Source organism: Thermogutta terrifontis, assembly GCF_002277955.1.
Classification (GTDB): Bacteria; Planctomycetota; Planctomycetia; order Pirellulales; family Thermoguttaceae; genus Thermogutta; species Thermogutta terrifontis.
This window is the reverse complement of record NZ_CP018477.1, coordinates 985,004-999,056: the sequence shown is the minus strand read 5'-3', so window position 1 is coordinate 999,056 and position 14,053 is coordinate 985,004. Positions and strand designations below refer to the sequence as shown.

The following is a 14,053-nucleotide window of genomic DNA, read 5'->3' as shown; positions in this document are numbered from 1 at the left end:
CTCCCAAAACTCGGATGAGTCGTTGGTTCCAGGGAAAAGTTTTCAGGGCCGTTGGTAGCGTCTTCCGCGGCCAAGGTTTTTGTCATAAGTTCCTGCCGCGTTCAATGTTCTGGCCGGCATCGTCGTCCTGCCAGCTCCCCCAACTGCCCGCGCAGGGAAGGTCGTCCGGAGCGTGGGTTTCGAACGACTGGTCCACCGATAAGACGGCGCCACAGATATCGCCGAGTTCGTCGATCACCCCGTCCCGAAACGCCGTGTAAGCCCCTACAATTCCCAGCACAAGGAGTGTGATGAGGATTACCCATTCAAAAGTGAGAACACCTCGCCGCGCCTCCCGATCTCGAAAGGATTGCCGCGGCTTCCTCGGTCGTGCGGACCGACCGACTTCCACAGGGCGTCGCCAGGACTGTTGCCAGAGCTGTGAGATGGCCATCGCCGTAAAGCCTCCGGTTATCAACCAAAGACGTGTCGAAACTATGGTTCCATGAGCTACTTCAGAAAAACGTGTGGCCGGTGGGTGTTGATTCCGGGCAACAGGTGGCCGCTGGTCACGGGTTGGAGCACGTGCCCACAGGCCCCTGGTCGGGTCGGCCGGTTGTGGGGCGATTTTGTTCGCCGGCACATTCGGGCAAGGAGTCTGTGAAACTGAAGGCGTTGCCCCAACCGGTGTCATCCGCCGATACCGTGTAGGACTGGTCAATGTGGACCAGGGCGCCCACAACGTCGCCCAGTTCGCTGATGACCGCATCCCGAGTGGCTGACAGTCCGCCCACGATCCCAATCACAATGAGCGTGATGAGCAGTATCCACTCGAAGGTCAAAACTCCCTCGCTTCGCCGCACATGGCGCCAGATCAATCGAATCGCCTTCATACTTGTTCTCCCAAGATAAGCTACCTGTACGCGGTCTCAATCCCTCAAACTTTCCTACGCAATTTTCATTCCACGATTGTCGGTACGACAGACGAAAAATTTCGTTCCGCGGCAAAGGTGGGATAATGGATGTGTCAGGGAACGTGCCTACGCCGTAAATGAAAACCGGCTCCGGGGCGATCACACCACGCGGAGCCGGTTGTTCAGATGACGACGGGAAGTCCGACAAAGCTGTCGAAGACTTCAGCTCATGGCTGCATCACAGGCTCGGATCTTCGACGTCGTCGCCGCAATCACCGATGGCGGGCTGATCCTGAGTGAGGTCACCGGTGCTCAGGCGACCCTGATCCATACCAGCGGAATCGGTGTAGGACGAGTCGGACGCGCCATCGACGACACAGTCAGGCACTTGCACATCCCACGGATGGGCGATGTAATAGGACTGGTCGAGCGAAATGACGGCCTCGACCACATCGCCCAATTCCGTGATCACGGCATCGCGGACCGCACTGAGACCGCCGACCACACCGATCACGAGGACCGTGATGAGGAGGATCCATTCGAAGGTCAAAACGCCTTCTTCCTCCCGCCAGATACGAGACAACACGCGCTTCACCCTGTCGCTCCTTATACTAAGGACCAGAGGAACCAACAAGCTGTCGGTCCACCGCAGACCGACCTGACAAGTTTTCATCCTGTGTCCCATCGATGGGATGACGTCTTGCCCGATAGACTTAAGCAGGGTCCATGCCAAATTCCAAGAAAAAGTGGCCAAACCGTCAAAAATCCCGTCCATCACGCGAAAATTCGCGGGGTAACAGGGGCAGTTTGTGGATGATTGGCTTTTCCGGAACTTTGTCCGGGCAGAACTTTGTTCAAAGCTTGAAACACTCGGCCCAAGAGCCTCCAAAAGTCATGTTGTGACGTTGAAACACCTTGACAAATTCCCCTGCCCAATCGGACGCTGAATCGGAGCAGTCACTTGAACCTCCAGCGAAAGGAGCCTCTCATGAAGAGTCCTTTTTTGGCCGCACTGCTCCTGATGGTGGGTCTGCCGATCTGCGTTTGCGGCGAGCCATCGCCCCCGACCTGGCCCAGCCTTCCCGTCCCAAGAATTCGCGGAGAGACCATCGACATCACGTTTGACGCAGACACGGGCGGGTTTCAAGCGATCAACCAGTGCCGTTTGTCCGTCCGGGATGGCGTTCTCGTCGTGGAGAGTTTTGGGGAAGATCCGTATCTGGCCCGGCCGCTTTCGATTCCCGCCGACGCCTGCGAGGTGATCGTTGAGCTGCGGACCACGGTGGCCACAGGCGGGGCTGTGTACTGGACCTGCGGCCGATCTTCGCAATGGGGTGAAGATAAGGTCCGCCATTTTCCACTCCAGGCGGACGGACTGTGGCACGAGTATCGGGTGGAAATTGTCACCCCGGGTGGCCTGAAGCAATTACGGCTCGATCCCGGGGTGGCCCCCGGTGTTTACGAGATTCGTCGTGTTCGTGTCACCACGATGAAAATATTGGACGTCGCCGTGGGAGAGATCACTGTTACTGAGAAGAGCGTCCGCTTCAATCTCATCAACAAGACACCAACACTGGTCTGGGTGATCACTGGAAATGGAAAGGTTCAGATCCCCGCGAAGGATCAAAGAGTTGTCGAGGTTCCCCGCCGGCGCGACCGGGTGCTCGAAGGTGTCGCAATTGAGATACAGTTGCCGGAGCCAGGGCAAAGCCTGCAGCGGGTGGTGTGGATTTACGAGGATTCGCTCTCAGCCGACTGGACCACGGTGCCGGGCGACCTGCCTGGAGGCTACCAGCTTGAGATATCACCCCCGGATAACGCGGCACGCATTCGTCGGGGGCAGGAAACCGTGGTGGCGATAGCCCCGATCGTCGCACCCGCCGCTGTGGAAGGCCCAGGCTTCATCACTCGGGTTCCCAAACTTTCCATCAGCAATCAGGGAGATAATGTCGCCCTGGTGGGAGAGGGCGTCCGCGTCCAAATCCACATCCACAATGGCGAAATCGCCTTCAATTTGGAAGCAACTGGATCGGCCGGGGATGAAGTGGAGGGGCCCGTGGTGCGCCCCGTGGGACTTCTGCAGCAGGGACTGTTTGCTGGCCTGGAATATCTGGGCAAGGGGGAACGGAGCTCTTCCACGCTGGATATCGAGACAGAAGAACATGTGCGTTTTGCCCCGGATCCAATCAAAGTGACGATGCCCCTGATGGCCTTCGTCACAGATCGAACGGGAGTTGCCCTCTCGTGGGACGACATGCATTTGCAGCCCGTCTACGCCACTCCCAACGTTTTCGATGGCACGACGGACCACCGGATGGCATTGCGCGGCCACCGCATCAATGCCGTTCTGCGCGTGGGAGACGCCCGGCTGGAAGAGCAAATCCTTTGGGCTGTTGCGCGTAAGGGGTTGCCCGACCTTCCGGAACCGCCTCGCGGTCGGGACGCCCAAAGGGACCTGTGCCTGTGGGCCCTGACAGAGGGACCCATCCACAATGAAAACGGTTGGGGACACTGCGTGGAGCCCAACTGGGTGCGAAGATTTCACGTGGATATGGTGTCCACAATCTGGCGACTTTCCGGCAAGTTGCCGGAGGTTCCGGAACTGGTCCCTGGTGGGGCGCATTTGCCGGATGAAGCCGCCTGGTTCTTGACTGGTCGGGCGGAACAGTGGCTCCAGATGACGCAAAACCAGGTGGAGAGCATTCTGCGGCAGCAGCGGGAGGACGGTTCATTTCGTTATCAGGGGCCCTACCAAAAGGGGCATTTTGAAGACACGGCCAGCGGCTATTGCGGGCGGTTTGCGGTGCTTCTCCTTGATGCCGCCTACTTCACAGGGAACAGACGGGCGCTGGAGGCAGGTATCAAAACCCTGGAATACATGAAGCGGTTTCGTACTCCCCGCGGGGCGCAGACCTGGGAATTATCCTTGCACACTCCCGACATTCTGGCTTCCGCCCATCTGGTCCACGCCTATGTGCGAGGCTACCAGCTCACCGGCAACAAGGAGTACCTGGAACTGGCTCGCCGCTGGGCTCTCACGGGCATCCCCTTTGTTTATCTGTGGGGTGAATACCCGGTGATGCTCTATGCGACCGTTCCAGTGTACGGGGCGACCAACTGGCGGGCACCCAACTGGATCGGGTTGCCCGTGCAGTGGTGCGGCCTGGTTTATGCGTATTCCCTGACGCTGCTCGCCCCTTATGACAATACCCTCGACTGGCACCACCTGGCGGAGGGAATCCTCATTGCAGGAGAACAGATGCAGGTTCCCCGCGAAGAAGGAGATTACGCCGGACTGCTGCCTGACTCCTTCCACATCCGACTCCAACGCCGCCAGGGGCCTTTCATCAACCCGTGCGCCCTCGTGAATTTACGTCTGGCCCTGGACGGGAAACCGCACCGACTGGAAGTCGCGGCCAACGAGGCCCACCGCGTGGTTTCGCCGTTCCCTGTTAAACTGGAAGGACACCAGGCGGTCATCCACGCCCAGGCGGGCACGCGCTACCAAATTGTTGTGGACGGGCAACGGTTCATTTCGGTGGATTCCCGCGGCACCGACGTCGTGCCTCTCGATTGATGGCAGTTCCTTGCTCCCGGAGAAAAGAGAAGGCCCCGGGGAGGGGAGCCCGGGGCCCTGAGACGCCGTGATGAGACGACGTCCTCGGAGGGGTTTTTCCATGGTGCCGCGGAGTCGGGGCTTGTGCCTTGCTTCCCGGTCCACGGGCTGAACATCAAGTCATCGCCGAGTTTCACACGGCTGTTTCAGCGATTCCCATGGCTGGTTTTCGGGTGCCGGCATGATGCTCCGTCCCAGCACGTCTGCGGCGCCGCAGCCATGCGCCAGCCCCTGCCGCGGCGAGTCCGCTGGCCAGAAGGGCGAGGCTCGCCGGTTCCGGGACGACTTCCGCCCCGCCGCCGAGCGTTTGGAAAACGATATTGTCCAGCGCGAAATAGGCCGGAGTGTTCATGCCCCACGGTCCCACGTCAGAAGAATGCAGCGAAAATTCGAGAATCCGCGCGGAACTGATCGGAGTGAGATCCACCGTGGCCCACCAGTTAACAATGTAATCAAGCGTGTTGTCCGCAAAGCGGAAATCAGCCAGATAGAACTCCACGGTGCCCAGCAACTGATTGGCCAGGTCTTTCCCGTAAATAATGAGTTTAAACCAGTCGGGATCATTTCCCGATGAACCGCCAAACTTCTTGGCGAAAGCATCCCCATCGCGCATGGAGAGATAGGCGTAGGTCGTATTCGTCACCTGCATCGATTGGAGAGCGACCCCCGCGGGCACGTCGATCTTCGGGAGATCCCCCCACAGATTGACGAATGAGACTCCATACGTGGGCGAACCGCTGGCACCGCTTCCGGTAATCGCGGAATACTGATTGGTGTAGCCGGGCGTGGTCGTATCCGTTTTATTCGAGTAAGCAAATCCATCCCATACATCCCAGGCCTGGGTGTAATTGTTGTGGAACACAAACCCGTTGGAAGTGAACGTGTTATGGCCGTCATTCGGCGAACCGTTCCAGTAGGAATTGGGTGGCAGCGTGGCCCCCACGTCCTCAAAATCAACCACCCCCGCCCGTACCGGGAGACAGATCAAAACGCCCACCGCAGCGAGCGTCGTTTTCCACACAGCGTTTCGCAGCTTGCTTCTCATGGATGCACCTCCTCAGCAGAAATGTGACGACTTAGGAAAGAGTAACCTGGTCACCAACTGATTCAGTCCTCTGAATCACACCGGCCGATTTTGCATTCCAAAATTTTCGGCCAAGCTTGACTCCTATAAACGGGATTGCCGTTAACAGGATGGCGAGCGCGGATGGCTCGGGAACAATGTGCGCTTCCGGAGCAAAATACCGAACTCCCACGGCGTCGAGGTCAAATCCTGCGGAACCCGTGGTCGGGTAAGGGTCGTAAATCGGGTCTCCCGACGTGTCCCGATAGGTCCCGTCTCCAATGATGTCCAAAATGCGAACAAATTGAATGTTGCTGAAATCTAATAGGGGCGATATTCCGACCAAAACGGCTAGGTCGAACGGGGTTCCCCAACCCTGCCGGTATTTACCAGCCAAACCGGTGATATTTGTCGGGTCCACGGCGCCATATGGCCCCACAGGGCCGGGTGTGAGGGAATCGTTGGGAAACCGGAAGTAATTGACTCCATCACTGGAAACTTCCACGTACGCAAGTTCCAGAAAGGTATCGCTAAAGCTGTTTTCAAACACGGCGAAGTCCCAACCGGGTCCGTCGAAAATTGGCCGATCGAATGTCAGGACGATGCTTCCCCCTTCTCCCAGACTGACAACATCGAACGAATTACCCACCGCCGGTCCCAGGGCCTTGTTTGGGGTTTGCCAGGTGATGGAAACATTCGCTCCCGGCTGATAATCCCGCCAGCCGCTTGCCCATCCTACAAATGCGGGATCGGACATATGAACCGCCAGGGAACCCGGTTGACCCGCAGCGGGATCATACGGGCCGGCATCAACTTTTGCTTTAACTGCCATCAGCACGACGGGGGTCAGGAGGAAAAGGCTTACACGTCTGCGCATCAATGGCTCCTTTCTGTTAAGTCTTTTCCCCTCGGAACTCACACCAACCCCTCCGAGCGCCGCGCTGACCGCCAGCGCGATATCCGATCACCATTCACCGACAACCTCTCCACCCGCGCGGGTGCAAAGGGCCGCCAGGACTTTCAGATCCATCGTTTCCTTAAGAAAGTGCACCGATCCGTCCGTAAAAAGTGCGTTCGCACCGCCCGGGTGTTTGCTCCGGATGTCGTTCTCGAAAGCCGGGGCTTTGTTGATGGCGAAAGCCTGATCAAACACGTTCAGACCGTTGATCCACTGACCGTCGCGGAATCCCGAGTCCTCCGAAATGATCAGCGTGCAGGATGTCCCGTCCGTGCAGTCGGCCACCGTCAGTGCGCAGTCATAGAGCATCATCCCCTTGGGCGGATTGTTGGGGCTGGTGATGCGTTCCCCGTAGATACCCCCGTAATCGCATGGACCACGTCCCTGTCGCAATTCACGCTGGTTGGTCGCGCTGGGGCAGATATAAAGCGGCAAGATAGTGGCAGCCGCTTCGGCATTCTCCGGTGCATCGAACGGTTTACCCGTGTCGATGCGATCATAGAGAGGTTTCTGCTCCACATACGGAAGGAGAAAAACAGACCATGCAAGCTGCCGTCCGGCAGGACCGTAGGGTCTGCCGGTTTTGGGATTGATCATCGCGCGATGTTCTATGCCTCCAGGCGGGAAGCAGCCCATCGCCTGATGGTAATTGTGCAGGCCCAGCCCCATTTGGCGGAGATTGTTGGTGCAGGAGGCGCGGCGTGCGGCCTCGCGAGCTGCCTGCACAGCCGGCAAAAGGAGCCCCACCAGCAGCCCCACAATGGCGATAACAACCAACAATTCCACCAGGGTGAAGGCGGCCCGGCGCGCACCGGAAGCGCCGTGCTGCGGAATCGTGCAATATTCCATGAATAAGGCACACCCCTGAAAAAGCCGTGCTATCTGCGGCCTCCGTCCCACGCAGAGGACCGACAGTCCTGCGTTGGTAGGTCTTCTGACTTCCGGACTCGACCCAACCCGGCCTTCTCGTCGCAATCGCCCTCGGCGATCAAGACCGCCAAGGGCTTTAGGCCGCGACAATGGCCAAGGAGACTGGGCGGGTCTGGTAACGTCCGGTCACAGCGGCGGGGACCGTTCCGGATTTGCACCGGATTCCCTGTTACCCGACCAGACAAGCCGTCCGGCCGGACACCAACGCCCAACGCCATCATGCTAGCAAGGCGACACGGTCGTGTCAACAGGCAGAACTGGCCCCGCGTTAATAAAACTGGAAATGGAGTGGATTTCGGAACAGTTGCCCTTTTCTAACAAATCGGTTAGACAAATCCGGGTTTGAAACTTCTCTTACTATCAGGGAGCCATAAGGACGACGAGGCGTGATGCCCCATGATGAGTATGCCAACCTCCTCGAAAGATTCCGCGACGGCGATCCGACAGCCCTGGCCGAGTTGTACGATCGCTTTGCGGGGCGTTTGTACCGCGTAGCGTTCAGGATGCTCGGGGAACATGCCCTGGCCGAGGACGCCGTGCAGGAGGTCTTTCTGGGGGTTTTGAAGGTGCGTTATCGCCTGGGCACGGTGGAAGATCTCTCCGCCTACCTGTTTTGTTGCCTACGGAGGGCGGTGGCAAGACTCCAGGCCGTTCGACACCGCGATCAACAAGCGGAATGTGATCGCTTCCACAACTCGGCGACTTGCACGCCGGAAGGGCAACACGGGGAAACGATCTGGTCGGAAACGGTGCTTCAGGCGATCCATCGCCTGCCATCGGAACAGCAAGAGGTCGTTCTGCTGAAAATCGATGGCGAACTGACGTTTGCCGAAATCGCGACGGTACTGGGAATCAGCCCGAATACGGCAGCCAGTCGCTATCGCTACGCTCTGCAAAAACTTCGTCAATACCTGTGTTCTCAGGGAGAAGAGCGTAACCATGGCCTCGCCGGACAATCTGAGAGCTGAAGATGTGAGTTCCATCGAGCACATGCTCGCAATCCTGCCTCGCATCTCTCCCCGTGGGGAGCTTCGCGAGAGGATCCTGACGCAGGCCAGGGAATACCTTGAGAAGGAAAAACGGCGTGGTCAAATGTTTTGGATGAGCATTGCTGCAGCCTGCATGTTCCTGGCATGCCTCCTTCTCACATGGACCCAGGGCATGAGATTGAAGGTGCTGGTTCCAGCACCCGCTCCCCGCGATTTAGTCGAAATGCAAATCTGGCAACAACAACTTCGGTTCCTGCAGGCCAATGGACGCATGGACGCTCTGTTCACGGACACAGTGCGGGATGAGGAGTTTGTGAGACCTTCGTACCCGTATTAGGGGACAGTCACAAGGGCGCCGCACTTGGCGGCGGTTCGCTGGGAGCTTTGCTATGGCGTACCTGATTCTTATTGCTCTTGAAAGTCTAGTGGTTTCCCTGCTCCTGGTCGCTATCCTCGTAGCGCTAAGTAGTTCCGCATCACGGCTGGTGCGAGGAGGAGTTCTCATCATCATCGCTGGGATCGGCGTGGCCCTGACGGCGTGGATCCTTTCGCTTTCGTTCACCCTGTTTGGAAGCTGGGTCGGCAAAAGTCCTCTGCGATTGCTCGCGCTAGCCATTCCTATTATCGCCCCCTACGTCCTGGGAGTGCTGTTGTTACTCAAAGGTTGGCAACGCGACAGGGCTGACAAAACGCTCTTGCCACGGGCGGCAGCGTGGTCCCGGATGGGATTGACCGCCCTTTTCCTCGCCGCGATCATGCTCGAGCTATTAACGCTCATAATGATTGATTTGACGGTACGCCAAACCATGGCAGCGGTACGGGTGGAAGCCTATACGCTGGCAGCCTCGGTGGCTCCTGAACGTCCGCCAGAAAGCGAAAACGCCGCCATGCTCTATGATCTCCTCTTTTCCCACTGGCACGTGACCCAAAAGCACTGGCCCGAAGTGTACGTGCAAGCCAGCGAGGCCTTAACCCGGGAGATGGAAGACGGGACGACCTCGCAAGCCGATTCCCAGAATTTCGAACACGAGGCTTTTGATTTCGGGAACCCTGAGCTGGGGGAATTCCTCCGTCAGCGAGCAGGCGAGCTGGCCCTGCTCCGTCGGGCTGCAGCCCTGCCCGCGTGTCATTTTGAACGGGATTATTTTCGCCCCAGCTTCAACATGCTCCTGCCCCAACTATCCGACTTCCGCACAGCGGGTCGGCTCCTCGCCCTGGATGCCCGGTATTCTCTGGCGCATGGTCATTTTTCCCAAGCCATTGACGACATCAACGCCCTTTTTGGTCTCGCCCGCCATTCCAAGGAACCTTTTCTTGTCGGCATGCTGGTCTCGATAAGCCTCGAGGCTTCAGCCGTAAGAGAGCTCGAAAATCTCCTGATGCATGCGGAACTCAGCCAGGAAATGCTGGCCCGGATCCGGCTCGAATGGACCTCTTCCCTGCAGGAAGTATTCAGCCGTTCCGTTCGAATGGAGGAAGCCACGGGTCTTTTAACATTTTGCTCTGTTGCCACCGGCGAGTTACCGATAACGACGGTGGTCGCACTGAGCCGGGGAGGCGAACCGCCGCTGGTGAGTCAATTTTCAACCTTTAGCTCTCCATGGCTTGTGGATGATTTGACACTGTTCCGAGAACTCATGAGCCACGTTGAATCCTTCGCGAGCCTGCAGCTTTTCCCCCTGACTCAAAGACTGGAATCGGTGGCATCTTTGGACCAGAAGGTTGAGAATGCCCGATGGAGAGCCCCCCTGACCAGCGCCACTTGGCCCTCCTACCGCGGTGTCTACCTCGCGCTTGCAAGGGCCGAAGCGCGTCGGCATGTGGCGGAGGCCGGGCTGGCCGTCTATCGTTACGCCCTCCGTCACAACCGACTTCCAAAAACATTGGACGAACTTGTACCGGATGAACTGCCATTCGTGCCGATGGATCCTGCGGATGGGCATCCCCTGCGAGCCCGATTGGCTAGTAAGGATGAGCTTATCCTTTACAGCCTTGGACCCGATGTTAAGGATGACGGCGGACGCCCGCTGAAGTTCGATGCTACCAAAGGCGTGTTTGAAGGAGACGTGCGATTTGTTGTTCGTTGGGCCCCCGCGAGAAATCGAGCGGAGACCTCCGAATGAGCGGGGAACCCCACCCGCGAGAGAGCTATCCCCCTCGCGTCCGACTCATATCCACCTTTGTTTCCTGTGACGGGAAAAAAGCGCGGACCTTGGCAAGGGCTTACGGAAAGTAAGATTCAGCGCAGAGGAACGTGCTTATCAGATCCACATTCCATCGTGCGCACCACCCATCTTGCCGACTGGGCTTTGACGACTCGGCACAGTTGGCCATCAGACGGTAGGGGCGATTCATGAATCGTCCCTACCGGTGAATCCTTGTCGTGCCCGTCTAAGAAAAAACGCGATGTGGAGGGGCACGCCTGGCGTGCGCAGTGAGGGCCGATAGACGATCCGTTATGTGGAAAAGCGGACGTGACGAGCATGTCTTTCCGGGTTGGATCTCGCTCCCACCCGAACCCATTTGGAAATCCGCGTCTCCAATAGAAAGAACGTGGGGATGAGTCAAGTCTCGGCCCCCTTGCCTGTGGTAGGGGGAGACGCTATTTTTCAGATAAAGGATGCGGCAGCCGCCACAATAAGCCGGCGTAGCTCAGTTGGTTAGAGCAGCGGAATCATAATCCGCGTGTCCGGGGTTCGAGTCCCTGCGCCGGCACTGACACAGTAAGCCAAAAAACCCCGTGATTTCCCGCGTAAGTGATGGATTTCACGGGGTTTTTGATTGCGCCACAATGTTTCGGCAGAAAAAACGTACATGTCAGTTAGAGACAGAAAAAACCACGTAGAGTACCCAAGAAGTGCAACCATAAGTGCAACCAGAACTACCCCTTTGTACACTGCTCAAGCGTACAGTGTCCTTTTGGTCATGACCACGGCGGAGTATCACCAGCCCCTACGTAACGGGGTCACGGGGTGGGGGTCAGAAAAGCAACGTCATCCCTCTTGGTGGGTGATGTTCGCCTGGTCATCACCGCTCCGGGCGGGTAGGGCTACATCCAGCCGGCGCACCGTTTCCCCAAGGTCAGTGATGCCCAACTTGGTGTAGGTTCTGGCCGTCAACTTCGGGTCACTGTGTCGCATGAGGGCTTGGGCTGTTTGAAGATTGACGCCCACCCGGGCCAACAGTGTGGCGTAGGTTCCACGAAGCGAATGGAAGTCCAGCCGTCCGCTTTCGGTTTCTACGGGGATTCCCGCTTCCTCTAAGTCCAGGGCAATCATCTTGGCTGCCCGCTCATTCCACGTTCCCGGCCAAAGCTTGGTAGCCGGGGCAGGAATCGTTGGCCGAGCGCTCAGCCAGTGGCGAAGATACCCCGCAACGTCAGCGGGAAGCGGGATGGTATCCTGTCGCTTGTTCTTGGCGTAAGCCGCTTCCACGGTAACTGTCGGCGGATTGCTATCCAGGGCTAACGCCCCCCGCGTCAAACTGGCTAACTCCGACGCCCGAAAGCCAGAGTAACTGGCCAACAGATAGAGGGCCGCCCTATCCCGCCCCGTTAGACCTCGGAAAACACGTGGGCTTCGTTCTGTCGCTTCGATCAGCCGTCGCAATTCATCAGCGGTCAGTGCTCTTCGTTTCACCCGCCTATCCACTTCAGCGTTCCAGCGGGAGAGTCCAGCCAGTGGATCATCGGGCAGCTTGCCGTGTTTCCATAACCACCGGGACAACGCCTTGCATGCAACAAGATGATGGTTGCGGGTTTCGGTGCTCACGTCCAGGGAAAGAATCGCGTCCCGGATGGCTTGCGGGCGAATATCGCCGAGAGTTTCGACGTTAGCCACCGAAAACACCTTGCGGATGCGGGAGAGCGTGAGCGTGATATGCTTGGGGGTTCTACCCCGGGCCTGCAAGTCACGCTGGAAGTCGGCCAGGTGGTTTTCCACCGGTTCACGAAGAAACCTATCCGTGGGGCGAATCACCCCGGCAGCCAGCCGCTCCGCGTCCCGCTCCAGCTCCGCGGCATAGGCCAGTGTGGCCTTCTTGTCCGTGTAGCCGGGGTATTCCTTCACTTGGCCGTTGGGGAGTCGAAGCCGGATGTACCACTTGCGGGATTGCTCTTGGACCTTTTCAACGGGCTTTCCTTGCTTGATGAGTCGCTTGGCCTTGGCCGCCGTCACCCGCTCCCCCTGGTATAGCCACCGGGTAATTACCTTCTTGAAGATGTAGGCCATATCACACTCCCCCGTGATAAAGCTAACCCCCAGAAAAAGATGCGGGCGGGAAGCCGGGGGGTTCGGCTTGTCGGGCGTCCCCTATCCCGCCCGTGTTGTGGCGTCATGATACCGTTTTGACGTTAGGCAAGCAAGGTTCAGCAATCACCCCACATTGCGGGCACCGCCACTCATTCCAAAGGTCCAAGTCCACCAGGATGACCACGGGAAACCCGCATTCCGGGCACTCCGACGCCCTTGCCCGCGTGATCGTGAAGCCGAGGGCTATGTCTGACCACCACTTGGGCAGCTCCACGTTACGGGGCCAACCACAGGGCTTTTTCAGCCGGCGCTTCAGCTCCCGGTAGAAGGGTACAAGGGCGTCCAGAATGTCTTGGGTGACCGGCCTTCCCCCGGGAGTGAATGGCACACTTCCACCACGCCATCCGAGCGAAGCCGAAGCCGAAAGCCCTCCCGGAGTATCCAGCTCACCGCTTCCTGGAAGTCTTTGAACGTGAGCGGGGAAGTGTCTTTCTGTGAGGATATTCTCATGGCGTTAGCTCTCCGTCACGAGCGTATCGAACCGCTTCCCTCACCCACCGCTCCGCGGTCTTGGGCCAGTCCACGGGATCAATCTTGAGCAACCGGCATGCATCCAGTAGCAGGGCCACCGCCGAGTCATGGAAATTGTCGTACAGCTCGAAGAGGGCTGGAAAATCACCCACGGGCCGCGCCGGCTTTCCCGTGGGCATCAGGACATACCCCGGGCCATATTCGCTCGGTTGCAACCGGAGGGAATACCCCGCCTCCCAAAGTGTGTGGAGTAACAGCCAGCCACCCACTTCCTCTTTGTGTTGAAGCAACACCGCCACTTCGTCAGCCGTCAACGCCCCGGGCTTCACGCCAAGCCGAAGTTTGCCGTTTTCCCATACCACCTTGACACCAGGGCGATTGAGCCAGTGAAGGAAGTACGTGGCGCTTTCCGGCCTGGTTTCGGGGTCAGTGCCAGTGTCCAAGGTGTGGGTGTGCCGTAAGTCCATTGCCGCCCTCCGGTTCATGAGAAATCCAACCAAGCATCGGCGTCATGTTCCGCGGCCTCCGCCAGCCGTCAGTTCAGTTCGTCAAGGTCCACTTCGGAACGTTGGGGTTGTCCAGGTTGGCCGGAATCCGTCCCGCCACTTTCGGGGGGTGTGGGGTTTGGGGTGTCCTGGTGATCAATCCCGTTTTTCGGCGCACTGACGATACCGACACCGACAAAACCCTCTGAAACACGGCTTTTGTGAAGTTTTGTCGGTGTGTCGGTGTGTCGGTGGAGTCGAAATATGGTTTTTGGCCTACCCCCCTTTTGTCAGCGGGTAACTCTTCCCAGTGTCCTAGGCCGGCTTTGACCAGATCA

General features: G+C 58.2%; 13 protein-coding genes, 1 tRNA gene and 1 riboswitch. Of the genes, 5 read left to right on the top strand and 9 right to left on the bottom strand.

From position 1 onward, the window contains the following. Positions 1–82 precede the first annotated feature (82 nt). The 3 genes from THTE_RS03660 to THTE_RS03650 all read right to left on the bottom strand — a co-directional run bounded on the left by THTE_RS03660 (position 83) and on the right by THTE_RS03650 (position 1,488). Entirely contained in the window at positions 83–433 is a 351-nt protein-coding gene (locus THTE_RS03660) for a hypothetical protein (protein WP_095414158.1), read from the bottom strand. A 115-nt stretch (positions 434–548) separates the two neighbouring features. After that, positions 549–872 (bottom strand): hypothetical protein, encoded by a 324-nt coding sequence (locus THTE_RS03655; protein WP_095414157.1) that lies wholly within the window; start codon positions 870–872, stop codon positions 549–551. 259 nt (positions 873–1,131) lie between these two features. Next, positions 1,132–1,488: a Flp family type IVb pilin gene (locus tag THTE_RS03650; RefSeq protein ID WP_095414156.1), complete on the bottom strand. Its 357-nt coding sequence runs from the start codon at positions 1,486–1,488 to the stop codon at positions 1,132–1,134. A gap of 393 nt (positions 1,489–1,881) precedes the next feature. On the opposite strand from THTE_RS03650, the gene THTE_RS03645 reads away from it, so the two are divergent. Then, complete coding sequence (locus tag THTE_RS03645) at positions 1,882–4,470, top strand: glycoside hydrolase family protein (RefSeq protein WP_095414155.1); 2,589 nt, start codon at positions 1,882–1,884, stop codon at positions 4,468–4,470. A gap of 172 nt (positions 4,471–4,642) precedes the next feature. On the opposite strand, the gene THTE_RS03640 is transcribed toward THTE_RS03645, so the two are convergent. From THTE_RS03640 to THTE_RS03630, 3 genes are all read right to left on the bottom strand, one after another. Beyond that, positions 4,643–5,554 (bottom strand): DUF4465 domain-containing protein, encoded by a 912-nt coding sequence (locus THTE_RS03640; protein WP_095414154.1) that lies wholly within the window; start codon positions 5,552–5,554, stop codon positions 4,643–4,645. A 31-nt stretch (positions 5,555–5,585) separates the two neighbouring features. Continuing rightward, the gene (locus tag THTE_RS03635) at positions 5,586–6,449 is read right to left on the bottom strand and encodes a hypothetical protein (protein ID WP_207651773.1); all 864 of its coding nucleotides are present in this window, start codon (positions 6,447–6,449) and stop codon (positions 5,586–5,588) included. A gap of 87 nt (positions 6,450–6,536) precedes the next feature. Then, on the bottom strand, positions 6,537–7,379 hold the full coding sequence (locus tag THTE_RS03630; RefSeq protein ID WP_095414153.1) for a DUF1559 domain-containing protein: 843 nt from the start codon (positions 7,377–7,379) through the stop codon (positions 6,537–6,539). A gap of 58 nt (positions 7,380–7,437) precedes the next feature. Beyond that, a riboswitch (cobalamin riboswitch) is annotated at positions 7,438–7,681 on the bottom strand. 168 nt (positions 7,682–7,849) lie between these two features. Here THTE_RS03630 and THTE_RS03625 point away from each other — a divergent pair. From THTE_RS03625 to THTE_RS03610, 4 genes are all read left to right on the top strand, one after another. Then, a complete protein-coding gene (locus THTE_RS03625) occupies positions 7,850–8,428 on the top strand; it encodes an RNA polymerase sigma factor (RefSeq protein ID WP_095414152.1) in 579 nt (192 codons plus the stop codon). After that, positions 8,400–8,786, top strand: coding sequence for a hypothetical protein (locus THTE_RS03620; protein ID WP_095414151.1), 387 nt, complete (start codon positions 8,400–8,402; stop codon positions 8,784–8,786). Before THTE_RS03625 ends, THTE_RS03620 begins: the two co-directional genes overlap by 29 nt. Positions 8,787–8,838: 52 nt before the next feature. Further along, positions 8,839–10,572, top strand: a complete 1,734-nt coding sequence (locus THTE_RS03615) for a hypothetical protein (RefSeq protein WP_095414150.1) — start codon at positions 8,839–8,841, stop codon at positions 10,570–10,572. Positions 10,573–11,090: 518 nt separating this feature from the next. Beyond that, a tRNA-Met gene (locus tag THTE_RS03610) sits at positions 11,091–11,164 on the top strand. 278 nt (positions 11,165–11,442) lie between these two features. Here the strand turns inward: THTE_RS03610 and THTE_RS03605 are convergent. The 3 genes from THTE_RS03605 to THTE_RS03595 all read right to left on the bottom strand — a co-directional run bounded on the left by THTE_RS03605 (position 11,443) and on the right by THTE_RS03595 (position 13,697). Next, positions 11,443–12,678 carry a tyrosine-type recombinase/integrase gene (locus tag THTE_RS03605; RefSeq protein ID WP_095414149.1) on the bottom strand — a complete coding sequence of 412 codons (1,236 nt, stop codon included), beginning with the start codon at positions 12,676–12,678 and terminating at the stop codon, positions 11,443–11,445. Between the two features lie 333 nt (positions 12,679–13,011). Continuing rightward, a complete protein-coding gene (locus THTE_RS03600; protein ID WP_095414148.1) occupies positions 13,012–13,209 on the bottom strand; it encodes a hypothetical protein in 198 nt (65 codons plus the stop codon). Then, the gene (locus THTE_RS03595) at positions 13,206–13,697 is read right to left on the bottom strand and encodes a hypothetical protein (protein WP_095414147.1); all 492 of its coding nucleotides are present in this window, start codon (positions 13,695–13,697) and stop codon (positions 13,206–13,208) included. Before THTE_RS03595 ends, THTE_RS03600 begins: the two co-directional genes overlap by 4 nt. Between the last annotated feature and the right edge of the window lie 356 nt (positions 13,698–14,053).